19 protein-coding genes, 1 tRNA gene and 2 pseudogenes are annotated in these 23,505 nt (G+C 71.5%); 6 read left to right on the top strand and 16 right to left on the bottom strand.

Annotated elements, in window-relative coordinates:
- Window positions 1–111: 111 nt before the first annotated feature.
- Complete coding sequence (locus tag HHL19_RS15970; RefSeq protein WP_206325006.1) at window positions 112–588, bottom strand: MarR family transcriptional regulator; 477 nt, start codon at window positions 586–588, stop codon at window positions 112–114.
- 58 nt (window positions 589–646) lie between these two features.
- Between HHL19_RS15970 and HHL19_RS15965 the strand changes: the two genes are divergently transcribed.
- A complete protein-coding gene (locus HHL19_RS15965) occupies window positions 647–1,309 on the top strand; it encodes a methyltransferase domain-containing protein (RefSeq protein WP_169089956.1) in 663 nt (220 codons plus the stop codon).
- Between the two features lie 84 nt (window positions 1,310–1,393).
- Here HHL19_RS15965 and HHL19_RS15960 read toward each other — a convergent pair whose 3' ends face one another.
- Window positions 1,394–2,233, bottom strand: a complete 840-nt coding sequence (locus HHL19_RS15960; RefSeq protein WP_206325005.1) for an alpha/beta hydrolase — start codon at window positions 2,231–2,233, stop codon at window positions 1,394–1,396.
- Window positions 2,234–2,303: 70 nt separating this feature from the next.
- Between HHL19_RS15960 and HHL19_RS15955 the strand changes: the two genes are divergently transcribed.
- Entirely contained in the window at window positions 2,304–3,254 is a 951-nt protein-coding gene (locus tag HHL19_RS15955) for a helix-turn-helix domain-containing protein (protein ID WP_169089952.1), read from the top strand.
- A gap of 457 nt (window positions 3,255–3,711) precedes the next feature.
- On the opposite strand, the gene HHL19_RS15950 is transcribed toward HHL19_RS15955, so the two are convergent.
- The 4 genes from HHL19_RS15950 to HHL19_RS15935 all read right to left on the bottom strand — a co-directional run bounded on the left by HHL19_RS15950 (window position 3,712) and on the right by HHL19_RS15935 (window position 8,409).
- Window positions 3,712–4,065, bottom strand: a complete 354-nt coding sequence (locus HHL19_RS15950) for a hypothetical protein (protein ID WP_169089950.1) — start codon at window positions 4,063–4,065, stop codon at window positions 3,712–3,714.
- Between the two features lie 531 nt (window positions 4,066–4,596).
- The gene (locus tag HHL19_RS15945; protein WP_169089947.1) at window positions 4,597–5,862 is read right to left on the bottom strand and encodes an acyltransferase; all 1,266 of its coding nucleotides are present in this window, start codon (window positions 5,860–5,862) and stop codon (window positions 4,597–4,599) included.
- A 2-nt stretch (window positions 5,863–5,864) separates the two neighbouring features.
- Complete coding sequence (locus HHL19_RS15940; RefSeq protein WP_169090121.1) at window positions 5,865–7,940, bottom strand: glycosyltransferase; 2,076 nt, start codon at window positions 7,938–7,940, stop codon at window positions 5,865–5,867.
- Window positions 7,941–8,172: 232 nt separating this feature from the next.
- The gene (locus HHL19_RS15935; RefSeq protein ID WP_169089945.1) at window positions 8,173–8,409 is read right to left on the bottom strand and encodes a hypothetical protein; all 237 of its coding nucleotides are present in this window, start codon (window positions 8,407–8,409) and stop codon (window positions 8,173–8,175) included.
- 350 nt (window positions 8,410–8,759) lie between these two features.
- Here HHL19_RS15935 and HHL19_RS15930 point away from each other — a divergent pair, with 350 nt between their 5' ends.
- Complete coding sequence (locus tag HHL19_RS15930; protein WP_169089943.1) at window positions 8,760–9,710, top strand: glycoside hydrolase family 16 protein; 951 nt, start codon at window positions 8,760–8,762, stop codon at window positions 9,708–9,710.
- 101 nt (window positions 9,711–9,811) lie between these two features.
- On the opposite strand, the pseudogene HHL19_RS15925 reads toward HHL19_RS15930, so the two are convergent.
- Both HHL19_RS15925 and HHL19_RS15920 read right to left on the bottom strand, forming a co-directional pair.
- Window positions 9,812–10,700 (bottom strand): annotated as a pseudogene (locus HHL19_RS15925) (AraC family transcriptional regulator).
- 167 nt (window positions 10,701–10,867) lie between these two features.
- A pseudogene (locus tag HHL19_RS15920) lies at window positions 10,868–11,288 on the bottom strand (YbhB/YbcL family Raf kinase inhibitor-like protein); the annotation flags it as partial.
- A 1,257-nt stretch (window positions 11,289–12,545) separates the two neighbouring features.
- On the opposite strand from HHL19_RS15920, the gene HHL19_RS15915 reads away from it, so the two are divergent.
- A complete protein-coding gene (locus HHL19_RS15915; protein WP_169089941.1) occupies window positions 12,546–13,781 on the top strand; it encodes a SpoIIE family protein phosphatase in 1,236 nt (411 codons plus the stop codon).
- Between the two features lie 306 nt (window positions 13,782–14,087).
- Here HHL19_RS15915 and HHL19_RS15910 read toward each other — a convergent pair whose 3' ends face one another.
- Both HHL19_RS15910 and HHL19_RS15905 read right to left on the bottom strand, forming a co-directional pair.
- A complete protein-coding gene (locus tag HHL19_RS15910; RefSeq protein ID WP_169089939.1) occupies window positions 14,088–14,801 on the bottom strand; it encodes a hypothetical protein in 714 nt (237 codons plus the stop codon).
- A 937-nt stretch (window positions 14,802–15,738) separates the two neighbouring features.
- Window positions 15,739–15,812, bottom strand: a tRNA-Pro gene (locus tag HHL19_RS15905).
- A gap of 373 nt (window positions 15,813–16,185) precedes the next feature.
- Here HHL19_RS15905 and HHL19_RS15900 point away from each other — a divergent pair.
- On the top strand, window positions 16,186–17,394 hold the full coding sequence (locus HHL19_RS15900; protein ID WP_169089937.1) for an acyl-CoA dehydrogenase family protein: 1,209 nt from the start codon (window positions 16,186–16,188) through the stop codon (window positions 17,392–17,394).
- A 68-nt stretch (window positions 17,395–17,462) separates the two neighbouring features.
- On the opposite strand, the gene HHL19_RS15895 is transcribed toward HHL19_RS15900, so the two are convergent.
- The 5 genes from HHL19_RS15895 to HHL19_RS15875 are packed head-to-tail and all read right to left on the bottom strand — an operon-like array spanning window position 17,463 to window position 21,281.
- A complete protein-coding gene (locus HHL19_RS15895) occupies window positions 17,463–18,035 on the bottom strand; it encodes a GAF domain-containing protein (RefSeq protein ID WP_169089935.1) in 573 nt (190 codons plus the stop codon).
- Window positions 18,032–18,655, bottom strand: coding sequence for an ATP/GTP-binding protein (locus HHL19_RS15890; RefSeq protein ID WP_169089933.1), 624 nt, complete (start codon window positions 18,653–18,655; stop codon window positions 18,032–18,034). Before HHL19_RS15890 ends, HHL19_RS15895 begins: the two co-directional genes overlap by 4 nt.
- On the bottom strand, window positions 18,633–19,010 hold the full coding sequence (locus tag HHL19_RS15885; RefSeq protein ID WP_169089931.1) for a DUF742 domain-containing protein: 378 nt from the start codon (window positions 19,008–19,010) through the stop codon (window positions 18,633–18,635). The genes HHL19_RS15890 and HHL19_RS15885 overlap by 23 nt, the downstream gene beginning before the upstream one ends.
- Window positions 19,007–19,441, bottom strand: coding sequence for a roadblock/LC7 domain-containing protein (locus HHL19_RS15880; protein WP_169089929.1), 435 nt, complete (start codon window positions 19,439–19,441; stop codon window positions 19,007–19,009). Before HHL19_RS15880 ends, HHL19_RS15885 begins: the two co-directional genes overlap by 4 nt.
- Window positions 19,442–19,448: 7 nt before the next feature.
- Window positions 19,449–21,281 (bottom strand): ATP-binding protein, encoded by a 1,833-nt coding sequence (locus tag HHL19_RS15875; protein ID WP_169089927.1) that lies wholly within the window; start codon window positions 21,279–21,281, stop codon window positions 19,449–19,451.
- A gap of 424 nt (window positions 21,282–21,705) precedes the next feature.
- On the opposite strand from HHL19_RS15875, the gene HHL19_RS15870 reads away from it, so the two are divergent.
- The gene (locus tag HHL19_RS15870) at window positions 21,706–22,101 is read left to right on the top strand and encodes an NTP pyrophosphohydrolase (RefSeq protein WP_169089925.1); all 396 of its coding nucleotides are present in this window, start codon (window positions 21,706–21,708) and stop codon (window positions 22,099–22,101) included.
- 17 nt (window positions 22,102–22,118) lie between these two features.
- Here the strand turns inward: HHL19_RS15870 and HHL19_RS15865 are convergent, their stop codons facing one another.
- Entirely contained in the window at window positions 22,119–23,381 is a 1,263-nt protein-coding gene (locus HHL19_RS15865; protein ID WP_169090119.1) for a serine hydrolase domain-containing protein, read from the bottom strand.
- Window positions 23,382–23,505 lie beyond the last annotated feature (124 nt).

Here is a 23,505-nt window from a genome sequence, read left to right as displayed (position 1 = left end):
ACCGCAGACCATAGCGAACGGCACTGACAGCGCAACCGACGGGTGAACCGACAAGATCCGCTGGGCGGTGCCGAGGCGCAGCGGCTCGCACGCGGCTGCCCACCCGGCTGATCACGCAGGGCCGTCGGCGTCGACGGCCCTGAGCCGGTCGGTCACCTGCCCCAGAATCGCCGTGAAGGCGTCGAGCCGATCGGCGGGCACGTCCGCGAACAGCAGGGCAGCCAGTTCGTCGCGCCCGCCCCGCAGCGCCGACGTGACCGAACGCCCCTCGTCCGTGAGCGAGACGAGCGTGGCCCGCCGATCGGTGGGGTGCGCGGCGCGGGCCACCAGTCCGTCCTCCTGCAGTGCGTCGAGGAGTCCGGTCACGTTGCGCGGAGTGACCCCGAGCCGCGTGGCCAGGACCCGCTGCGTCATGGGACCGTCGTGGAACAGGGCCCACAGCACCCCTGCGCGTGCCGTGGTCAGCCCCTTCGCGGCCATCCCGCGTCGCATCACCGCGCCCAGGACCTCGGCGAGCTCGAAGAGCCGGTCGAGCGAGGCCCTGGCGGGAACGGGCCACTCCGGCCTATCGTGAAGTGACTTCATCATGTAGCACCTCCGCAGACTAGGATAGCCCTCAGGGGTTCCCGCAGAGGAGACGGTCGCCGTGACGCAACCGATCAAGCCGCACCCGCTCTTCGCCCGCTTCTACGCCAAGGTCGCCGGCCCGGCCCTGGAGAAGGCGGGCATCACCGAACACCGACGGCGCCTCCTGGCCGGCCTGACCGGTGAGGTGCTCGAGATCGGAGCCGGCAACGGCCTGAACCTCCCCCACTACCCGCCCGAGGTGACACGGCTCGTCGCCGTCGAACCGGAGCCGAATCTGCGCGCGCTGGCCCAGGGCCGGGCCGCCGGCGCCTCCCTCCCGGTCGAGATGAGCGCGGCCCGTGCCGAGCGGCTCCCCTTCCCCGACGCCTCCTTCGACTCGGCCGTGGCCTGCCTGACGCTCTGCTCCATCGCCGACCCCCACGCCGCCCTCGCCGAACTCCACCGGGTCCTCCGCCCCGGGGGACGACTCCGGTTCTTCGAGCACGTCCAAGCCGACTCGTCCGCGATGCGGCGCGTCCAGCGCGCCCTCGACGCCACCGTCTGGCCACGGCTGATGGGCGGCTGCCACACCGGCCGCGACACGCAGACGGCCATCACCGCCGCCGGCTTCACCCTGACCACCGTCGACCGCTTCGACTTCCCGAAGACCAGGATCCCGATGCCGGCCGCCACCCACATCCTCGGCACCGCGGTACGGAACGACCGCGGAGGCACCCCATGACCACCGCGGCCGACAGGACCCAGCCCACTCCACCGGCGGCGTCACCGCCCTCCCCGTCGGCGAAGCTGCTGAGCCTGTCACTCCCTACGCCGTGAGGAAGTCGGCGAGTGCGCGTGCGACCTGGCCGGGTGCGTTCTCCGTGGGGATGTGGCCCGCGTCCGGGACGCGTACGAGGGTGGTGTGCGGGATCTCCGCGGCGAACCGCTCGGCGTACTCGACCTTCTGGAAGCCGTCGTCCTCGCCCCAGATCAGCAGCTTGGGCGTCGCGTTCTGCCGCAGGGCCGGGACGCAGTCACGGGTGTGGCGATCGTCGGCCGCGCCCGCCATCGCCATCCAGGAGCGGCGGACCCGCGCATCGGTCCACGGATCCAGATAGTCCGCGATCCGCTGCTCGGTGGCGGCACCGGCCAGCGCCGCGGTCACGGCCTGTCGGCGCGCGGCGAGAAGCTCGTCGGCGGTGATCGCGGCGACGGCCTCCGGGTCCCGGAAGCGGGCCACACTGGACACCGGCCAGGAGTCATAGGTGACCGAGTTGACCAAGGCCAGCCGGGACACGTACAGCGGACCGTGGACGAGGAGGTGCTGGGCGACGGCGCCGCCGATGTCGTGGCCCGCCACGGCGACCGGCCCGGAGAGCTTCAGCGCGGCAGCGAAGCGCGCCACCCAGTCCGCCAGGGCGGGGACCGCGCCCGTCTCCAGGGTGAGTTCGCCTCCCGAGCGCCCGAGTCCCGGGAGGTCGACGGCGATGGGGCGCAGCCCCGCCTCGGCAAGGGTGTCCAGCACCGGGAGCCAGACCCTGCTCCAATACGTTCCGTGCAGCAGCAGTACGGGCGGACCGGCCCGTTCCACCGTCAGATAGCTGGCCGGCACGCCGTCGACCTGGATCTCGGTCCGCACCACTGCCGATTCGTTGATCTCGTTCATGGGTCCACTCTGACCGGGGCCCCTCACGCCGCCGAGAGTCCGGAACGACACCCTCGGGTACATTCTCGCCATGTCGCTTCACCGTGTCGTGGCCCTGCTGACTCCGCCGCAGTCGCCCTTCGAGCTGGCCTGCGCCTACGAGGTCTTCGGCATCGCCCCGCCGGACGCGCCGCCCCGCTACGACTTCCGGGTCTGCGCCGAGCGTCCTGGTCTCCTGCCGACCGGCGCCGGCTACACGATGCTCGTCGAGGAGGGGCTCACCGCCCTGCGGGAGGCGGACACCGTCGTCGTCCCCGGCCTGCAGCCGCCCGACGCGCCCGTGTCGCCGGACGTCGTCGAGGCGCTGCGAGGCGCCCACCGGCGCGGGGCGAGGATCGTCGCGATCTGCACGGGGGCGTTCGTCCTCGCGCAGGCCGGACTGCTCGACGGCCGTCGCGCCACCACCCACTGGCGCGGCGCCGCCCGGTTCGCCGCCGCCTTTCCCCAGGTACAGGTGGATCCGGACGTCCTCTTCGTGGACCACGGCGACGTGGCGACCAGCGCCGGGACCGGCGCGGGCATCGACCTGTGCCTGCACCTCGTACGGTCCGACCACGGGGCGGCGTACGCGGCGCAGATCGCGCGGCGCATGGTCCTGCCGCCGCACCGGGAAGGCAGTCAACTCCAGTACGCCGCACTGCCCGCACCCGCCAGGGCGGACGAGTCGCTGGCGCCGCTGCTGGAGTGGGCCTCTTCCCACCTCGACGCCCGGCTGACCCTCGACCACCTCGCCGAACGCGCCGGACTGTCCAGCCGCACCCTCGCCCGGCGGTTCACCGAGCAGCTCGGCACCAGCCCGGGACAGTGGCTGCTCGCCCAGCGCCTGGACTCGGCGCGGATGCTGCTGGAACAGACCGACCTTCCGGTGGAAGCCATCGCCACCCGGGTCGGGCTCGCCTCGGCGGTCAACCTGCGTCGCCACTTCCGCGCGCATCTCGGCACCACACCCGGCGCCTACCGGCGCACCTTCGGCGAAGCCTGACGGCTCAGCCCGCCACTCCCACAGGTGAGCAGGCGTGGCACGGATCCGACAGGAGCTCCGCGCCGCCGGAACACAGGCAGGAAGAAGCCCGGGCCAAGGAATCAGGGAACCCGCGCCCCCTTGCACCCACCTGACGCACCCGATCGTCGCCGTCCGCTGACGGTCAAGGGGGGTTGGTCCCCGAGTGGTCCCCAAGTGGTCCCCAACTCCCGTCCGGGCTCAGCCTCATACGGCTCCGCGGTCCTTCCGAGCGACAACGAAGCAGCGAACAGCTCCGCCTGCCAAGGCGGGCGGTCTCCCGATTCCATCCCGTTTCTGGGCTGGGAACTCCACTCATGGGTGTATGTCAGCCTCATGGCGCTCCATCGCAGAAGAGGAACGAACACCCTGTGAGCATCGCTCGCGTAGACGGGCGGGTACAGCCTGCTCGCTCCGGTGCCCCGAAGCGGGTCGGTCCCTACCGGATCATCGGCCGTCTCGGATCGGGCGGTATGGGCACCGTCCGGCCGGCCTCCGTGTCGCCGTGAAGGTGATCCACCCCGCACAGGCCGAGAACGATGAATTCCGGGCCCGCTTTCGCCGAGAGGTCCAGCTTTCCTCCCGCGTACACGGGCCCTGCCTCATCCCCCTCCTCGCAGCAGACCCGGATGCCGAGAACCCCTGGCTGGCCACCGCCTAGGCGCCCGGGCTCACCCTCGACCGGCATCTCGCCGCGATCCACGCCGCCGGAGTCGTCCACCGGGATACGAACCCGCAGAACGTCATCCTCGCCCCGGCTGGCCCCCGAGTCCCGGACTTCGGTATCGCTCATGCCGCCGACGGCACCTCCGCAACCCGGACCGGTGCCATGACCGGTACCCCGGTTGGATCAGCCCCGAGCACTACCGCACAGGTACCGCCGGACCCGAGGGCTCCATGTTCGCCTGGGGCACGCTCGTCGCCTACGACGCCACGGCGCGTCTGCCCGTCGGGACCGGAGCTCCCGACGGGGTCGCCTACCGCGTCATGTCCGAAGAACCCGATCTCGACGGCCTCCCCGACGAACTGCGCGAGCCCCTGACGAAGGAGCTCGCGAAGAATCCCGCCGAGCGAATCGGCGCCGGAGCGGCAGCAGAAGAATGCACGCGGCTCCTGGCCGGTCAGGCGACCCGGGCCCTCGGAGCAGCCGCCGAAGTTGAACCGACGCGGATCAGCGACCGCCTCACCACCGCGTGGAATCCCCCCAGCATGGAGGACCCCGCCTGGGATCTTCCCGCGCCCTCGCGGGGCGAGCGCGCGCTCATCACCATCGCCGTCACACCGCAATCGCCGTCGTGGCCGCCTCGGGTGGAATCGTCGCCTTCTAGGCGACGGCCCGGCGCCGGCCCCCCACCCGGCGCGGGTACGGGAAGAGCCGCGGCGGGCGCTTCGCGGCCAGGTCCTCGACCCAGCCGAAGACCAGCACCAGCAGCCCGATCAGCGGGATCGCCACCATCATCGGGAACCACTGGCTGGCCAGCAGCCACCGGAAGTGCTCGTAGAAGAAGCCGACGGACCAGAGGGGGTCGATCAGGGGAATGGCGGCCACCAACGCGATCTGGTGCCAGAGGTAGACGCTGACGGCGCGTGCGTTGAGCAGACTGATCAGGCCGTTCCAGCGTTCCAGCGGCCGGGGCCACCGCTCCCAGGAAGGACTGACGTGGAGCAGGAGCGCGACGAAACCGAAGGACCACAGGGCCTGGGCGACCGGCCAGCTCTCGATGTCGGTGTGCACGGTCGGGTCGACCGGCCGGGTCTGGAGGTACCACCAGCCGGCCACCATGATCAGTGGCGCGACGGACGGCACGACGTACTGCGGGATCTTCTTGAGCAGGCCCTCCCGGTGGGCCATGCCGAGGATCCAGCAGGAGCCGAAGGTGGCGAAGTCGCTGGTGTTCTCCCAGACCCGGCCGTAGAGGAACTCCTGGTCGATGAAGAACGTGTTCATGACGATCGACAGCGTGAGCGGCATGAACAGCGTCACCACCGGCATCCGCCGCAGCGCCCACAGCATCAGCGGTGACAGCAGGACGAACCACAGATACGCGCGGAGGTACCAGAGCGGGACGATGACCTGCACCGCCCAGCTCTGCCCCACGAGATGGTCGAAACCGTTCAGCGCCTCGGCGTACGGCGGAGTGCTCAGCGGCAGGATCCAGAACAGCAGCTTGCCCCACCACCAGTTGGGGTGCCCCTCGGAGTCGGGCCCTCCGCCGTCGAGGATCTGGGCGGTGACCACGATCACGGCGAACAGCCACATCGCCGGCAGCAGTCGGCGCAGGCGGCCCCGGATGACGCCGAGGGCGGGCCGGCTGAGCGAACGGGCCATCAGCGACCCGGCCAGCGCGAACATCACGCCCATCGACGGGAAGACGACGGGCAGCCAGAACCACCCGAAGTTGTGGTAGAACACCACGCGGACCAGCGCCACGGCGCGCAGCAGGTCGAAGTAGCGGTCCCGGCCGCCCTTGGCCCCGGACGGTGCCGTGGGCTCATGCTCCGGTTTCCCCACCGGTTCCTGCCTCAGGACGGCGGGGACGCGCAGCCGGAGGGTGTCCTGGGCGCTCACGGACTCGAAGGACGCGGTCATGGTCAGGCCTCCACCGGTACGGCGACCTCGCCGGTGCGCCGAAGCTTCTGCCAGCGCAGTCGACCACCGGTCAGCGCCGTGATCGTGGACTGCAGCAGGACGATGTACATCAGCTGCCGATAGACCAGCTGCTGGATCGGCAGGCTGATCAGATGCAGGGGCTTCTCACCGTCGAGCCGGAAGGCGTACCACGACAGCACGGCCTGGAGCAGGATGAAGCCGCCCCAGCTGGCGAGGGTGATCGGGGCGTCCCCGAACAGCACTCCGTACAGCAGGAACATGTCGACCAGCGGCGCGAGCAGCGGGGCGACCACGCCGAACATCACGACGAGCGGCAGCCCGAGCCGGCCGAAGCGTCCGGCCGGGCCGCGGGAGGTCACGGCGCGGCGGTGCTTCCACATCGCCTGCATGCTGCCGTAGCTCCAGCGGTACCGCTGGGACCAGAGCTGCTGGAGGCTGGCGGGGGCCTCGGTCCAGGCGCGGGCGCGCTCGGCGTAGACGATCCGCCAGCCGTCGCAGAGCACCGCCATGGTGATGTCGGTGTCCTCGGCAAGGGTGTCGTCGCTCATCCCGCCGACCCGCCACAGGGCCTCCTTGCGGAAGGCGCCGACCGCGCCGGGGATGGTCGGGATGACGTTGAGCATGTCGTACATCCGGCGGTCCAGGTTGTGGCCGAGGACGTACTCGATGTGCTGCCAGGCGCCGATCAGGCTGTCGCGGTTGCCGACCTTGGCATTGCCCGCGACCGCGCCGATCGTCTCGTCGCCGAAGGGCTGGACCAGCTCGCGCACGGTGGACGGCTCGAAGACGGTGTCGCCGTCCATCATCACGATGATGTCGTGCGACGCGGCCGCGACACCGGTGTTGAGCGCGCTGGACTTGCCGGCGTTGGCCTGGCGGATCAGCCGGACGAACGGCAGGGCCATCGCCTCGACGATGTCCGCCGTGCCGTCCGTGGAGCCGTCGTCGATGACGATGACCTCGATCGGATGGTCACTGGCGGTCAGCGAGTTGAGGGTGTTCGCGATGCACTCGCGTTCGTTGTAGGCCGGGACGAGGACGGTGACCGGCTCGGTGACGGGTGGTCCCCACGCGTCCCGCCGCCGGGAGCGCCGGGCGTGGAGCGGTGCGAGGACGAGCATCAGCGCGAACCGGCCGAAGTTGAGGAAGCCGACCACGGCCAGCAGCACGACGAGAACCGGCAGGGTGAGCACGGCGGCCTGACTGGCCCAGATGAACCCCTTGCCCGCCCACAGCTGGTAGCCGTGCACCGGCACGTTGGCGCTGGTGGCGTCGAGCGCCTCGGAGACGGTGGCGAAACGGTAGCCCTCGCCCTTCAGCTTGGGGATGATCTGCTCGAGCGCGGCGAGGGTCTCGGTGCGGTCGCCACCCGCGTCGTGCAGCAGGACCAGCTCGCCCGCGCCGGGCTTGCGCGGCATTGCCGCCTCGACGATCGCGTCGACGCCGGGAAGCTTCCAGTCGTCGGTGTCGCGGTCGATGAACGCCGTGAGGTAGCCGCGGGACCCCACGTACTTGATCACCGGGTAGTTCCAGTCGTCGAGCGCCGAGGCGTCGGAGGAGTACGGCGGGCGGAACAGCGCGCTGTGGATGCCCGCGACGCCGGCCAGCGCGAGCTGTGTCTGCGCCAGCTCCCAGCTGATCCGGGCTTCGGACTGGTACACCAGATCGGGGTGGGTGAAGGTGTGTACGCCGATCTCGTGGCCGCCCGCGACGATCTGCCGGATCAGCTCCGGGTGGCGCGTGGTCATCGCGCCGGTCACGAAGAAGACCGCGTGGACGTCGTGGGCCTCGAGCACGTCCAGAATCTTCGGGGTCCACTCCGGTGAGGGGCCGTCGTCGAAGCTCAGGACCACGGTGCGGTCGGGGACCCGATAGCTCACCGGGTGGTCGTTCTTGTCGCCGCGCGCGTCGATGATCGGGCCGCCCTTGAGCAGGGTCTCCGGCACGGTCGTCTTGTCGACCGAGACCGCGATCCGGGTGTCGTGGAACGCCTCGTTGGTGGCGAGGCCACGGAGGACGAGGAGCGCGAGCAGGCAGGCCAACAGTGACAGCGGCATGACGAAGCGCAGCGGCGGCGCGGCCAGTCGGCGCGGTCTCAGCAGGGACTGCCGCCGACGCTGGTGGCGTGACAAGAGCACTCCTGGGGAGGGTTGGTGCGGACGATCAGGCACGCTCGACCGGCCCGCAGCGCCGCTGCGGGCGACACGGCGGTCGCGGTATGCCAGGAAGGGCGACTGCGTTCGGCATCACGGCCGAAGGCTTCGGGTGGGGCGGCGCGGACCGCGCCCGCTAGGGCCAGAAGGGAGGCAGGGGTCCCCCGGTGGGCAGGTACGGGGACTTGGGCGGGATGTCCATCGCCGGGGCCTGGGACTGCGTACCGATCAGGCTGCTGCCCATGGCTGCCGCCAGGATCGCGCCGACCGCGGAGACCGGCCAGCCGAAGCGCCGGAACAGACGGCCGCGCAGACCCGACTGGTCGACGAAGACCGGCGCCGGAGCAGGTTCCGGCAGGCTGGATTCAGACACGCCGGACTGCGCCGGGTATGCCGGTTCACGCTCAAAGCGCGTGGAGACTTGGCGCATCTAATGTGGCCTTTTTGTGCAGGGATATGAACGGGCGAAGTGTAGAGCGGACAGTAACGAACGAATCTGAGCAGCTGTTATGACATATCCGACTTTGACATGCCCTGATCGAATGCCGTTACCGGATCGGTATGTTTGACGGGTGCACCCCAGTCCACAGGCGATCGGATCGGCGCACGCGGCGGGATGGCCGAATCCCTTCGCTAGGATGACGCCTCACTTCATGTGATCAGCATGTGACGCCCGCACAAGGGGCGTGACCAGCCATCGCCGCTACGCCCCAAGGAGCTTGTGTGAGCCAGCCCCGCCGCATCCCTCGTCGCCGTGCGTGGACGGCGCTCACGTTGCCCGCCCTGATATGCGCGCTCGCCGCCTGTTCCACCGCCCCCGCGGCCGACGGGGGCACCGACGCCGCCGGGCCCGCGCGGGAGGTTTCGCCGACGCCCACCGGACCGCCGGGCACCCTGTTCGACGATTTCGACTACACCGGCGCCGACGACCCTTCCTTCGCCGCGAACGGCTGGGAGATCCGCACCAGCGGGGGCGGCCCGGGGATCAAGGGCACCTGGAGCACCGAAGGCGCCGCCTTCCCCGCCGATCCGACGGCCGAGGGGGGCAAGGTCCTCCGGCTGCGCTCCTCCACCGACGGCACCGCGCAGGGCACCACGCAGGTCGAGGTCCAGACCACGAGCCGGAACTTCTTCACGGGAACCTTCGCCGCCCGGGTCCACTTCAGCGACGAGCCCACGAGCGGACGCGACGGCGACCACGTCGTCCAGACCTTCTTCCCGATCTCCTCCTCGGGCTCCTCGGAGAACTACAGCGAACTCGACTTCGAGTACCTGCCGAACGGCGGTTGGGGTTCGGTGGGTCCGCGGCTCGACACCGTCAGCTGGTACAAGGCCGACCCTCCGGACCGGGTCCACGACACCCTCAAGCAGCACCTCGAGGGCTGGCACACCCTGATGATCACCGCCATGGACGGAAAGGTCACCTACTCCCTGGACGGCAAGAAGGTGTTCACCAGCTCCGGCAAGTACGTCCCGCGCGATCAGATGGACATCCACTTCAGCAACTGGTTCATCGACCTCCCCTTCACCGGCGGCCCGCGCACCTGGGACATGAAGGTCGACTGGGTTTACCACAAGGCCGACGAGACCGTCTCTCAGGCGGACGTCCAGAAGGCGGTGGACGGCTTCCGCAGCTCCGGCACCGACTACGTCGACACCGTCCCCAAGCCCTGACCCCACACCGCACGGCCCCCGCGAGATCCTCGCAGCCCTTGATCCACTCGCACAGCGGCTGGGGCCGGACCACCGACGTAACCCGCATCGCACCGCCGCGGTCAGGCCGTCGCAGCCGCAGCGTGAACGGTGCGGGGCCGCGTGCGTGCCACGTCTGCGCGCGGCGGCGCGCCGAACTGCCGCTTGTACGCGCGGCTGAACTGCGAGGGGTTGTCGTATCCCACTCGGGAAGCGACGCCGGTCACGTCGTGCGGGCGACAGGCGAGCAGCAGCCGTGCCGCCTGCAAACGGATCCGCTTCTGGAACCGGATCGGACTCATCGCCGTGACCGACTGGAAGTTCCGGTGGAACGCGGCAACGCTCATCCCGGAGGACCGGGCCAGGTCTTCGACGCGGAAGGCCTCGGCGTAGCTGTCACGGATCCAGCCCACGGCTCGAGCGATGTGGGTCAGACCGCCGTCCGCCAGGCCGAGTTGCCGGTCGGCTTCGCCCCGCTCTCCCGTCATCAACCGCCACAGGGTCTCCCGCTTGGCCAAGGGAACCAGCACGCGGCGGTCGCGCGGCCGGTCCAGCAGGCGCAGCATCGCGCCGATCAACTCTGCCGGTGCGTCGCTGACCGTGATCCCGGGCCGGGCCGACCGGGTCGAAGGCGACAGGTCACCCGGCCCCGCCTGCAGCATCGGCTCCGCGATGACGGCGGGCTCCAGCCTCATGCCGAAACCGAGTTCGGGTCCCTGGGCGACGCGTCCGACCAAGGTCGGCCGAGGCGACCAGGTGCTGGCCGACGCCGTACTCGTACACTCTGCCTCCGAGCGCGAGCCGCTTGGCCCCGCGGGCGATGACCGCGAGTATCGCGCCGGGCATCGCGTACTCCGGCTCAGCGCCCGGTCCGGCCCGGCGGATCCGGACACCGTCGATGGCCTTGTTCGGATCGGGCCGCGCGTGGCGGCCCAGCAGGCCGCGGAGCTCGTCGAGGGACGTGCCTCCCATCTCGCCGGGAGACCCGGCAGGATTCCCCGATGGGAGCAGGATCGTGCAAGAACGCGCGGAGATCGGACGAGTCTCGGCGCGACGGGCCGGGAGAGAGGGCGGAACCGGGCTGCCGGGTACGGCTGCGCCCCGGTGCCCTGCTCCTCGCAGCGGGCTACCGGCCGGCCGCGGGCGATTGCGCGGAACCGCAGGTGGAACCCCACCAGGGCCGGCGTCGCGTCCCCGTCCGGGCCCTGCTTCTCCCGGTCGGCGGCGTACACCGTGAACACGTACCGGTGCGGGCCGTCCCCTTCCGGAGGGCCCCGCCGAAGTCCCTGCTGCCGTAGTCGTTCCGTACCTGCACGGCACCAGCAGGCCATCCTTCGAGGTCCCCGTTTCCTGCCCCGCCGGCAGCTCGACGACGTCCGCCGGGATGTCGAAGACCGTCCAGTGCCAGAACCCGTTGCCGGCCGGTTCGTCCGAGGCATAGCACGTGACTGCGTACACATGGGTGTCCGGGAGCGTCCCACCATCGGTCAGGTCCGTGCTGCTCACCGCCAGGTCGGGCACCGGCGGGTGGAAGTCGTGCGGCAGCGGACGCCGTTGCATCTGATCACTCGACTTCTTGGTCCTTCCTTCCTGCCACAAAGGGTGATGGTGCCGACCGGGTCCTGGGACACGTCCCCATCGGAGCACGGATCCGGCACGAGGCGGCTACCGCCGGGAGGTTCATGAAAGACACGCGACCTTCACCCGGAACGAGGCGCAGGAGGCGATCTCTCGGAGGACGTGTACCGTGACGTCGACGCCCAAGATCACCGCCGTCGGCGCCGCCCTCTCCGCACACCTCAACGCGCTCCGCGCACCCCGGTCCCTGCCGAGCCCCGTCGTGGTCGCCCGCTGACCGGTCAAGACGGGTTGGTCCCCAAGTGGTCCCCCCAGCCCCATGCCGTACTGCCATCAGGTGGCCGATGAAGCGTGGCGTCCTGGCCGCACAGCGAGCTGCGATCACTCATCCGCGAACCTGTGGAGACCAGTAGGCGAGGGTGAGGCAGACGGGGGAAGCGTCGAAGGGGACGTTCGCAGGGCCGGTATCGGCTCCTCGTGGAAAAGCGGCTCGGCAGTGGCATAGCGACCGGATCGACGCTCCGGCAGGCGCCGGGGCTTCGTCTGCGAGCCCTCCCCGCGAGGTCGCCCGAACAGCGACGCCTTCGACAGCGCGACCGAGCGCCCGGTCTGAAGCAGAGCGGTCTGCGGGCACGGACGGCCTGGCGGCGCCGCCGGGCCGGGGCAGCCCTGCCTGGTCCTCGCCCGGGCCGGGCACGAACCAACGGGAAGAGCCATCGAGTGGCCTCAGTGGTCTCCAGGCACGGCAGGTCCTCCTGCGGTAGCGGCCTCCACGGTCGGACACGAGGTCCGGCCGGTGCCGAGTGAGGCACTGGCGCGGCCGGTGGCGGTGACGCTCCACGTGGAGCGAACGTCGGTGTCGACACTCCGGCCTCGAAGCTGATCACGGTGCCGTGCAGATCCCGCTCGGACCCGGCCGGGATCATGTGCCGATCAGGATCTGCCCCAGCGTGTGAGGCAGCAGTTCACCGGCATGGTCACGGGCTGTGCCCCTCGGTGATGTCCGTAACCTCCGGCGGTCGGCAGCTCGACACACCGCCCCGACCCAGCCGCGTGACGAGGTCTGGATCGACATCGCTCATACCGGCAGCGTTCGCCACCCTCGTGGCGCGGGCAGGCGGACCGGCGCCGCCAGAGAGCCAAACGGCCCACTCTGGGCTGGCCGCGGCCAGCCGGTTCGCAGACAGTGCGATCCGTGAGGGAAGCACGTGATCGGTACGCCGCGGAGTGGGCAGGTACATGGTGAACAGTGCCGGAATCGACTACCAGGCGGTCTTTGGGGCATTGCCGGGCGCCGTGGCGCTGCTGACCCGTGATCTGGTGTTCGTGGACACCAACGAGGCGTACCTGTCGATGGCGGGCCGGACCCGTGAGCAGGTGGTCGACCGTTACCTGTTCGACGTGTTCCCCGACAACCCCGATGACCCCGCCGCCACCGGGATGCGCAACCTGTACGCCTCGCTCCGGCGCGTCGCGGACACCGGCGAGCCGGACACCATGGCCTTGCAACGGTACGACGTGGAGTATCCCGACCGGCCCGGGGTGTGGGAGGAGCGGTACTGGAGCCCGGTCAACGTGCCCGTCCTCGCCCCCGACGGCACCGTGGCACTGCTGCTGCACCGGGTCGAGGAGGTCACCGAACTCATCCGCGCCCGTGGCGGCCGGTCCGGTGGAGACCGCGCCCAGGTCCTCGAGGCCGAGCTGTACACCCGCGCGCGAGAACTCCAGGAGGTCAACGAGCGCCTTCGCCAGGCCCATGCCCGGGAGCGCGAGGTCGCCCTGCATCTGCAGGAGGCGATGCTGCCCGCGCCCCGCCCACTCGTCCATCACCGGGCGGCGGTGCGCTACCAGCCCGCAGTGGGAGCCCTGAACGTGTGCGGCGACTGGTACGACCTGGTCGACCTGCCCGGTCACGGCCGTACCGCCGTGGCCGTCGGCGACGTCGTCGGCCACGGCCTTCGCGCGGCCGGCGTCATGGGCCAGCTGCGCAGCGCCCTGTCCGCCGCCTCCCGCGTCGCCGACGGCCCCGCCCAGGCCCTGGAGGTCCTCGGCCTGTACGCCCGCTCCGTCGACGGCGCCGAATCCACCACCGCCGTCTCCGTCTTCATCGACTGGAACACCCACACCCTCACGTACAGCAGCGCCGGTCACCCCCCGCCCGTCCTCCGGCACCCTGACGGCACCGTCACCTTCCTCGACCAGGCCACCGACCCTCCGCTCGGCGCACGACCCGAGCACGTCGCCCGCCCTCAGGCCCACACCTCCTTCGCCGAGGGCTCCGTCCTCGTCCTCTACACCGACGGGCTGATCGAGCGCCGCCGCGAGGACATCGATACCGGCCTGGCCCGGCTCGCCGAATCGATCACCCGTCACGGTGCCGCGAACCCGGACACGATCGCCGACACGCTGCTGACCGACCTCATCCCCCCGGCAGGACTCACCGACGACACCGCCCTCGTCGTCATCCGCCTGTGAGGGCCGGGGTCCGCCCCGTCGCGCGGCCGGTTCCGGCCTCCGAAGTCGGCAGCACAGGCCGCGAAGACCCGCGCGGCGGCCGGGTGGCCGGACCCGGTGCAGCAAGGTGTTCTCGTCGCCGTCGTGAAAGCAGCACGATGACGCGCACCGCATGAAGTCGACCGTGGTCGCCGAGAGTTCCGAGGCCGGTACGTCCAGGAGCGCGCTCCCCTGTCGGAGTCGAGTTCCTCGGCGACGGCCCGGCTCCGCCGCGCCCATGACAGGCGCAGCACCATGTCGCGGCGGCGGGCGAGTGACCCGCAACAATCAGGGTCCGGGTAGCGCAGCAGCACGGCCACGCCGTCGCTCAGTCGCAGCTTCCGCCCGGGTACCACGACCAGTTCGGCCCCCCGGGCCGACGAGGGCGCGGGCCAGGGCCGCGTCAGCTCGTTCCTCGCTGGCCTCCCGTATGCCGTAGGAGCGCAGTTCCTGTTCTGTGAGGGCGATCTGGCCGGGTTCCTGGCCCACCCAGAGGCGGAGCGGCGACTCGGGGTGGTTGTTGAGGAAGAGGGCCTTGACCTGGCCGCGCTGCAACGCTGATACGGCGGCGGCGAGGCCCTCCGCGGCGGCTCCGCCGTGGGCGCGCCCGGCGAGGAGGGCATTCAGCAGCGCCTGTTCGTGCGCGGCTATGCGCCCTTCGAAGAGGCCGTCGAGCTGCTGTTGAAGCAAGGCCCGCCCCGGGCTCGGCTCACCGGCGCCTTCGACGGTGGTGACGTGCCTGCGCAGGGAAGCAGGAAGTCGGCGGTTGAGGATGCCGCGGGCCCAGACGTCTCCTGCGACGACCACCGTTTCGACGTCGATGGACCGTGCACGACCTTCCAGTTCCCGGCCGCACTCTGTGGCGGCGTTCAGCCGGTCGGTGGCGGGGACTTCCGCGTGGAGACGGTGTCCGGGCGTGACCCTGGTCAGGGGCCACGTGCCGACTTCGGCGTCGATCCGTCTCCTGGCCATCTCGCCGCCGCCTCCCCTGTTCACGTCCATGGCGAGACCACCACGTCCGCCGACGCGCACGGAGGCGGGGGCCATGGGGCGCACACGCTCGCGGACTGCGCGACCCGGTCAGCCCCCGGCGGGCCTCGACGTCGCTCCCCCGCCTGTGGCACCCCTGACGGTGACTGACCACCCGGTCGCCTTCTGTTCCGGCGTGCCCGCCACCACGTCTGATCCCGGAGTGGCATACGGCCCGGCCCCGGCCGTTCTCCGTATCTGGAAGACACCGTCGCGCCCACGCGCGACGTCACTCGTGGCGCCTCGCCCGCGCCCGCGCGGGCCGCACCCTTGTCCCGCTCGCGCACGGCCGCCGACCGGCCTCGTCCAGAGCGCCCTCGTACGGCTGACCGAGCCCACCGCCGAATCGACGGGCGGAGGGCGCGCCGCCGCGCGCTCGTCGTGATCGGCGCCTCGCTGTTGTTGTCGTTCGGCATCGGCATGCTCAGCGGAGGACTCCAGCACTTCGACGACTTCCCCGCCCGGGGCGCGGTCCTCGTCCCGCTGGGCACCGTGGTCTCGTTCGTGGCCTTCGTCATCAAGGACGCCGAGACGCCTGCCCGCCGCATGCTCAGCCCCCTGGGCCTGGCGGTCGTGCTCGTCGCTGGTGGCAGCTGTCTGGGTCTGAGCACGATCGCCGCCGGTATGGGCGGCGAGTCCGCCGAGGGTGGTGGCCACAGTCACGGGGGCGGTGCGCGAGAGAGCGACGACCACCGAACCGAGCCCGAGCCGACCGCACCGGAAACGGCGAGACCGTGCCGGGCGAGGCTCCCGCCCCGGACGAAGGCGCGCGCCCCGGTCCCTGCCGAGCCCCCTCGCGGTCGCCCGCTGACCGGTCAAGACGGGTTGGTCCCCAACTGGTCCCCAAGAACGATCAAGGGGCTGTTCCAGATCACTCTGGAACAGCCCCTCGATCAACGACTCTCTCGAGTCGGGACGACAGGATTTGAACCTGCGACCCCTTGACCCCCAGTCAAGTGCGCTACCAAGCTGCGCCACGTCCCGTTGCCCGTCTGACCTGGGGTTTCCCCTGGCCGGTCGTGCAAGAGAACCATACCGCACTTCCCCGGGTGGTCACGAACCGCTTTGCCGGGGTCACTCCGGGACGCGATGCGGGACGGCGGCACGTGCCTCCGGAATGTGGCGAGAAATCGACCCTCCGTGAGGGTTCCGGGCGGACGCCAAGGCTCCAGATCGCCCGCAACACAGTCGGAAGTGATCGTCAACAGCACAGGTTTCAGACAAAGACGGGGGCGATATTGATCCACCCCGTAAAGATCAACACCATAAATGGGTCGGCCTGTTCGGGACGGGACCACCGCCGATGCACCACCTGTCCGGACCCCGCCGGGCAGGCGTTTCGCAGGGAGGTACTCGTATGGACAGCTACTTCAGCAGCCGGCTTCATCATCGGCTGCGGGAGACCGTGCGCGATTTCGCCGAACGGGAGGTGCGGCCCCGCATAGCCGAGATGGAGGCCTCCCGCACGGTCCACCACGAGCTGTCCCGGCTCATCGCCGCGCAGGGCTGGCTGGGCGCGACGATCAGTCCCGAGTACGGCGGCATGGGCGCGGGCCACCTCGCCAAGACGATCATCATCGAGGAGCTGTCCCGGGTCAGTGGAGCCATGGGCGCCATGGTCCAGGCCTCCCAGCTGGGCACCGCCAAGATCGTCCACTTCGGCTCCGACGCCCAGCGCAAGACCTGGCTGCCGAAGGTCGCCTCGGGCGAGTGCCTGCCGACCATCGCGGTCACCGAGCCGGAGTCCGGCGGCCACGTCCTCGGCATGGAGGCGAGCGCCGTCCGCGACGGCGACGACTACATCATCAACGGCAGCAAGATCTACGTCGGAAACAGCCACGTCGGCGATCTGCACGGCGTCGTGGTCAGGACCGGGCCCGGGTCGAAGGGGCTCACCGCCTTCCTCGTCGAGGCCGACCGCCCGGGCTTCCGGCTCGGCCCGCAGCAGCCGGCCATGGGTCTGCACGGCTTCAGCTTCGGCGAGCTGATCTTCGAGAACTGCCGGGTTCCGGCCGCCAACCGGCTGGGCGACGAGGGCGACGGCCTCGCCGTCGCGTACTCCTCCAGCGTGCTCTACGGCCGGGCCAACCTCACCGCCGTCTCCCTCGGCATCCACACCGCGATCCTGGAGGAGACCACCCGCTTCGCCAGCGAGCGGATCCGCTACGGCGAGCCGCTGTCGGAGCTGCCCACGGTGAAGCTCAAGCTGGGCCAGATGCAGTCCCGCCTGATGACCGCCCGGCTCGCCGCGTACCACGCGGTGCACCTGCTCGACCAGGGCCGCTCCTGCGACACCGAGCTGATGAACGCCAAGCTGGTGAACGTCGAGTCGGCCATCGACTCCGGCCGCAACGCCATGGAGATCCACGCCGCCGCCGGCCTCTTCACCGACCGCTCCATCGAGCGGTACCTCCGCGACGCGCACCACATCTTCGCGCCGGCCGGCACCTCCGACATCCAGCTCCTCCGGCTCGGCGAGGTCGCCCTGGGCCAGGACAAGGGCAGTTGGTCGGAGCGGCTCTCCGAACTGGTCCGCACCCCGGAACCGGAACCCGCCCCCGCCTGAGACCCGGAAAGGGCGAGGGCCCGTACGGCGTGCCGTACGGGCCCTGCCTCCGCGTGGGTGGACGCGGGTCAGAACCTGCCGTCCTCGCGGCGGTGGATCTGCTCGACCAGCTCCGCCGCCATCTGCTTGATGGTCTCCAGGCCCGAACGGCCCCAGGGCCGGACGTCGGTGTCGACCACGCAGATCGTGCCGAGCGCCACACCGGTCCGGTCGATCAGCGGCGCGCCCATGTAGGAGCGGATGCCGATCTCGTCGACGACCGGGTTGCCCGCGAAGCGCGGGTAGTCGCAGACGTCCTCCAGGACGAGCGCCTTCCGCCGGACCACGACGTGCGGGCAGTAGCCGTGGTCGCGGGCCATGAACCGGCCGACGCCGCCCGTGCCGGCCGCCGCCGCGCCCAGGTCGCTGCCCGAGTGGGAGCCGCCCGGGGTGTGCAGTCCGGCGAAGAACTGCCGGTTCTCGTCGATGAAGTTGACCATCGAGAACGGGGCTCCGGTGATCTCGGCGAGCCGCTGCGCGAACTCGTCGAAGGCCGGGTCCGGGCGTTCCCCGAGGCCCAGTTCGCGCAGCCGCCGGACCCGGTCCGGGGCCTCCTTGTCGATGGGGGTCAGGAGGAGGTGACCGGTCGGGTCGTAGGTCATGGCGTGACTCCGAAGCTCGGCTCGCTGGCCGGTGTCGAGTTGAGGAGGTGCTGGACGAGGGTCAGCAGCGTGCTGATGGCGGAGCTGGAGATCCGGGCGTCGCAGAGGACGATCGGCACCTGGGGGTCGAGGTCGAGGGCCTGCCGGATCTCGTCCCGGTCGTAGCGGAAGGCACCGTCGAACTCGTTGACCGCCACCACGAAGGCGATGCCCCGGCGTTCGAAGAAGTCGATCGCCGAGAAGCACTCCTGGAGGCGCCGGGTGTCGGCGAGGACGACCGCGCCGAGCGCGCCCTCGGACAGCTCGTCCCACATGAACCAGAACCGCTCCTGGCCCGGGGTGCCGAAGAGGTAGAGGACGTTGCGGTCGTCGAGGGTGATCCGGCCGAAGTCCATGGCCACGGTGGTCGTGGTCTTGTTCTCCACGCCCTCCAGGCTGTCGGTGGCGGCGCTGACCGAGGTCAGCAGCTCCTCCGTGCTGAGCGGTTCGATCTCGCTCACCGCTCCGACGAAGGTCGTCTTTCCCACGCCGAAACCCCCCGCCACCAGGATCTTCAGCGCGGTGGGGAAGGGGTCGGCCGCGAGACCGTCATGGCGTTCAGAGCCGCTGTCGTAGGCCATCGAGCACTGCCTCCAGCAAGGAACGGTCGGATGGGTTGGCGTGGAAGCGGGGGGCCCGCGCGGTGAGGGCCCCACAGTCCACGAGGTCGGAGAGGAGGACCTTGGTGACGGCCGCCGGCAGCCTTAAGTGCGCCGCGATCTCGGCCACCGAGGTGGGCCCGGGGCACAGCCCGAGGGCCAGCCCGTGCTCGGGGCCCATGTGCGGCAGCGGTCCTGAGCCGGTCGCCATCACCAGGGAGAGCAGGTCGAGCGAGGTGGTGGGCCGGGTCCGTCCGCCGCTGACGGTGTAGGGGCGGATCAGCCGGCCGGCCGCGTCGTCGAGCCAGGGCCCTTCCTGCGGGGGTGAGGCGTTCACTGACCGGCGCCACCCGCCGCTGCGGCCGCCTGCCGGGCGGGCGTCATCAGGTACGGGCGGACGCTCTTGACCAGCATCGCCATCTCGTAGCCGAGGACGGCGGCGTCGGCCTCCCGCCCGGCGAGGACGGCCAGGCAGGTGCCGGAGCCGGCGGTGGAGACGAAGAGCAGGGTGGAGTCGAGCTCCACGACGACCTGGCGGACCTCGCCGCCGTCGCCGAACCGGACGCCGGCGCTGCGGCCGAGCGAGTAGAGCCCGGAGGCGAGCGCCGCCATGTGGTCGGCGGCGTCGGGGTCGAGCCCGTGGACGGATTTCACCAGGCCGTCGGAGGAGAGCAGGACCGCGCTGCGGGTGTACGGGACCCGCTGGACCAGACCGCTCAGCAGCCAGTCGAGATCCGAGGAATGGCCGTTCGGCACATTGCTCGCCATTGTGTGTCTACTCCTTGTGCGCGTCGCCGTGACGCAGCGACTCCTGGGGGGTGGGCTGGGATTCGGCGAGGCCGATCCCACGCTGGAAGGCGGCCATCAGGCCGGGGTCGTGCAGGGCGTGCTCCTCGGCGGGACGGGCCTGCGGCTCGTCGCGCAGCTGGGGGACGAGGTGCTCCTGGGCGCGCCGCTTGGGCAGGTCGGGCCGGCCGGGCGCCTCCGGCCGTGCCGCCGGCGGCACGGCGCCGAACCCGGCCGGGGCGTAGGGGCGCTCCGGGGCGGGGGGCTGGTAGGCGTACGGGGCCGGGGCCGGGGCCTCCGTGGGTACGGGGGCGGGGGCGGCGTCCGGGACCGGCGCGAGCTGCGCGGTGGGGGCGTCGCCACGGGGGTGCGGCGCCTCGACGTGCCGGGCGTGCTGGGGCTGCGGGGCGGCCTCCGGGGCCGGAGCCTGCTGGGGCTGCGGGGCCGGGGCCTGCTGGGGCTGCGGGGCCGGGGCCTGTGCCGGAATCCGGGGCGGCTGCGGCTGCGGCAGCTGCTGGGGGTGCTGCTGCGGGGTGGCGCCGGTGACGGCGGCGGTCTGGCGCTCGTGCTGGGCGAGGCCTTCGGGGTCGGCGCCGAGGAGGCCCTGCGGGAGGACGAGGACGGCCTGGATCCCGCCGTAGATGTTCGACTGGAGGCGGACGGCGATGCCGTGGCGTCGGGCGAGCGCGGAGACCACGAAGAGGCCGATGCGGCCGTCCTGGAGGAGGTGGGCGACGTTGACCTGGTCGGGATCGGCGAGCAGCGCGTTCATCTTGTTCTGCTCGACGACGGGCATGCCGAGGCCGCGGTCCTCGACCTCGATGGCGAGGCCGGCGGTGACGTACTGGGCGCGCAGCAGCACGGTGGTGTGCGGCGCGGAGAAGACCGTGGCGTTCTCGACGAGTTCGGCGAGGAGGTGGATGACGTCGGCGACGGCGTGGCCGCGCAGGGTGCCGTCGATCGGCGGGACGAGCTTGACGCGGGGGTACTGCTCGACCTCGGCGATGGAGGAGCGGAGCACCTCGGTCATGGTGACCGGGTTGGACCACTGGCGGCGGGAGATCGCGCCGCCGAGGACGGCGAGGTTCTCGGCGTGGCGGCGGATGCGGGTGGCCAGGTGGTCGACCTGGAAGAGGCCCTTGAGCAGGTCGGGGTCCTCGACCTCGTTCTCCAGCTCGTCGAGGAGCTGGATCTCTCGGTGGACGAGGGACTGGAGCCGGCGGGCGAGGTTCACGAAGACCTCGACCTTCTGCTCGTTGCCGACGCTGGAGGAGAGGCGGGAGGCCTGGACCACGGCGGCGACGGCCGCCTCGTGGGAGCGGGCCAGTTCGGCGCCGAGCCGGTCGAACTCGTCGCCGTGGGTGGTGTCGGGGAGGGCGGGCCGGGGGCCCAGGTCCTCGCCGCGGCGCAACTGTTCGACGACCGTACGGAGTTCGCCCTGCGTCTGGGCGGCGTCGCGGCGCAGCGCGCCGACCCGGTCGAGGACGGCCCGGGCGGCGCGGTCGGCGCCGAGCGCGGCGGCCGTCACCGAGGCGACGGTGAGGGCGGCGGCGCCGGCGAGCGCGGCCCACAGGCCGGGCGTCGGGGCGGTGCCGGTGGAGCGGAGGGTGAAGAGCACGGCGGCGGCGCCGCCGAGGGCGACGGCGACGGCGGGCAGGACCGAGGTGCGCAACAGCTGGGGGCGTATGCGGACTTCGACGGGGGTGGCCGCCGCGGGCCTGGTCTGGCCGGCGCCCGTGGTCGTGGTGCGGGCGCCCGAACGGCCGTGCCGCCCGCCCTCGCGGCGGTCGGACCGCGGGGCGGGTGCGCGAAGTTGTGACATGGATGTCCTTGGTACGTGCCCGGGAGATCGGCGTACTGAGGGGATGGGGGGACGGCAGGTGCGATGAGCCTACCGATGATCACCGACCACACACTGTAGTCGCCAACCGTTCACGTGCGGTGCGCAGTTGGCAAACTTGCCCGTAGACCTGGGAAATCTGCTACCGACCCGTCGGTACGCGGCCGAGATCGATTGGCTGAAAGTCGTCGGTTCGACACGGGAGTTGTCGAAGACCGGAACCGTACGAAAGTGGGCGGAGAGGCCAATTGACCTCCCCTCTCTGCGGAAACGCACCCGTCGCGACGACGAGCGGAATCCCCGGGAGGCCTCCGGACGGCCCCTCCCCGACCGCGCCCGTCACGGAGCGTGAATGCTCTGGGGTGGGATCCGGGCGGGGGTACGGGAGGGCTGTCATCCTGGTCCCATGAACGCCGAAGCCGAGCCCTCCCGCCGTCCGCTGCTCGTCGTGGACGGGGCCAACGTCGTGGGCTCCGTCCCGGACGGCTGGTGGCGGGACCGGCGGGGCGCCGCGGAGCGCCTGCGGGACCGGCTGGCCGCGCACGGCGGGCCCTCCGACGGGCCGTTCCCGGGGCCGTACGAGATCGTGCTCGTGGTCGAGGGCCGGGCCCGGGGCGTCGGCTCGGTGCCGGGGGTGCGGGTGGAGGAGGCGCCCGGCAGCGGCGACGACCTGATCGCCGAGCTGGCCCGCCTGGCCCACGGCCGGCCGTGTCTGGTCATCACGGCCGACCGGGAGCTGCGCCGCCGGGTGGAGGAGACGGGCGCCCACTGCGCGGGCCCCCGCAGCCTTCCGGCCGGTTGAACGGTGGCCCCGGTGGATCAGTACCGCTCGGGCAGGTCGCGCTCGGCCGGCAGCGGCGCGGTCCCGGCGGTGTCCGCGCCGGAGGCGGAGCGGGCGGATGCGGTACGGGAGGATGCGGCCGGTGCCGGCTTCGGGCCGCAGAAGGCCGCTTCGAGCGTCCCGCCGAGCGCCGTGTTCGCGGCGCCGTGGTTGGAGGTGTTGGCGACCGCCGCGAGGCTGCGCCGGCCGTCGCGGGTCGAGAAGGCGTACGTGTAGTAGCCCTGGACCGTCCCGGTGTGGCCGAACACCCTGGCCCCGCAGGAGAGGTCGTAGCGGCGCAGCCCGAGCCCGTAGAAGCGGGTGTTCGTGGTGTCGGTCGGGGTGACCGTCGTCATCTCCTCCAGCATCGCCGGGGAGAGGAGCCGGCCGCGCATGAGGGCGCCGGTGAAGGTGTTGAGATCGGCGGCGCTGGAGATGACCGCGCCGGCGGCCTGCGCCCAGGAGACGGTCTGCTCGGTGGAGTCCACCAGCGGCTCGCCGGCCGCGTCCGGGTGCAGATGGCCGCGGACGCGCAGCCCCTTGATGCGGGTGTCGGGGTGGACGTAGGAGGTGTCGCGCAGCTTGAGCGGCTTGAGGATACGGCGCTCGTAGGCGCGGTCCAGGGGCTGTACGGTGAGCTTCTCGATCAGCATGCCGACGACCACGAAGTTCGCGTTCGAGTAGCGGTAGGCGGCGCCGGGCTCGGTGGTGCGCGGCTCGCTCAGGGAGAGGTCGACCAGCTCCTGGTGGGTGAACACCCGGTGGCGCACGGCCTCGAAGCCGGGCACGGTGTCGGCGAACATGGCGTTCGTGTGGTCCGCGAGCCCGCTGCGGTGGGTGAGCAGGTGCCGGACCGTGATCCGGTCGTCGGGCAGCAGCCCCGGCAGGTACCGGACGACCGGCTCGTCGAGGGCGAGGCGCCCCTCGTCCACGAGCTGCAGCAGCACCACGGTGGAGAAGGTCTTGCTGACGCTGCCGATCCGGAAGCGGGCGCGGAGGTCCATCGGCGCGCCGGAGGCCCGGTCCCGGACGCCGACGGCGAGGCTCTCGACCCCGCCGGGCCCGGAGAACCGGGCCATCGCCCCCGGAGCGCCCTCGGCCATCGCGGAGTTCAGCGCGGCGACGATCCCGGCCCGGTCGGGCGCGGGAACCGGCGCGGACGCGGCGGAGGCGGTACGGGCGGTGGCGGGCCCGGCCGCGAGCGCGGCGATCAGGGCAGCGGCGACACCGGCGGTCCGGCGTCGGCGGCGGGTCAGGGGCAGGGGCAGGGTCAGGGTCAGAGTCACGGTGGATCCTCGGCTGCTCGGGTGGGGCGGCGCGGCGCACGCCGGCGGCTCCGCCCGCACGCCCGTCCACCGATCATGAAGGGCACGGACGCCGAAATGC

Source organism: Streptomyces sp. R302, from assembly GCF_012927245.1.
Classification (GTDB): domain Bacteria; phylum Actinomycetota; class Actinomycetes; order Streptomycetales; family Streptomycetaceae; genus Streptomyces.
Note: the sequence above shows the minus strand (reverse complement) of the source record. Positions and strands in the feature narration are given on the sequence as shown.

Excerpts from the sequence above, each read along its gene's own strand:
- HHL19_RS15870 (WP_169089925.1), top strand. The coding sequence starts at position 21,706 with ATGAACGCCGAAGCCGAGCCCTCCCGCCGTCCGCTGCTCGTCGTGGAC.
- HHL19_RS15910 (WP_169089939.1), bottom strand. The coding sequence starts at position 14,801 with ATGGACGTGAACAGGGGAGGCGGCGGCGAGATGGCCAGGAGACGGATC.
- HHL19_RS15970 (WP_206325006.1), bottom strand. The coding sequence starts at position 588 with ATGATGAAGTCACTTCACGATAGGCCGGAGTGGCCCGTTCCCGCCAGG.
- HHL19_RS15875 (WP_169089927.1), bottom strand. The coding sequence starts at position 21,281 with ATGTCACAACTTCGCGCACCCGCCCCGCGGTCCGACCGCCGCGAGGGC.
- HHL19_RS15890 (WP_169089933.1), bottom strand. The coding sequence starts at position 18,655 with ATGGCCTACGACAGCGGCTCTGAACGCCATGACGGTCTCGCGGCCGAC.
- HHL19_RS15915 (WP_169089941.1), top strand. The coding sequence starts at position 12,546 with ATGGTGAACAGTGCCGGAATCGACTACCAGGCGGTCTTTGGGGCATTG.
- HHL19_RS15955 (WP_169089952.1), top strand. The coding sequence starts at position 2,304 with ATGTCGCTTCACCGTGTCGTGGCCCTGCTGACTCCGCCGCAGTCGCCC.
- HHL19_RS15900 (WP_169089937.1), top strand. The coding sequence starts at position 16,186 with ATGGACAGCTACTTCAGCAGCCGGCTTCATCATCGGCTGCGGGAGACC.
- HHL19_RS15960 (WP_206325005.1), bottom strand. The coding sequence starts at position 2,233 with ATGAACGAGATCAACGAATCGGCAGTGGTGCGGACCGAGATCCAGGTC.
- HHL19_RS15945 (WP_169089947.1), bottom strand. The coding sequence starts at position 5,862 with ATGACCGCGTCCTTCGAGTCCGTGAGCGCCCAGGACACCCTCCGGCTG.
- HHL19_RS15880 (WP_169089929.1), bottom strand. The coding sequence starts at position 19,441 with ATGGCGAGCAATGTGCCGAACGGCCATTCCTCGGATCTCGACTGGCTG.
- HHL19_RS15940 (WP_169090121.1), bottom strand. The coding sequence starts at position 7,940 with ATGCCGCTGTCACTGTTGGCCTGCCTGCTCGCGCTCCTCGTCCTCCGT.
- HHL19_RS15950 (WP_169089950.1), bottom strand. The coding sequence starts at position 4,065 with ATGAGCGATACCGAAGTCCGGGACTCGGGGGCCAGCCGGGGCGAGGAT.
- HHL19_RS15895 (WP_169089935.1), bottom strand. The coding sequence starts at position 18,035 with ATGACCTACGACCCGACCGGTCACCTCCTCCTGACCCCCATCGACAAG.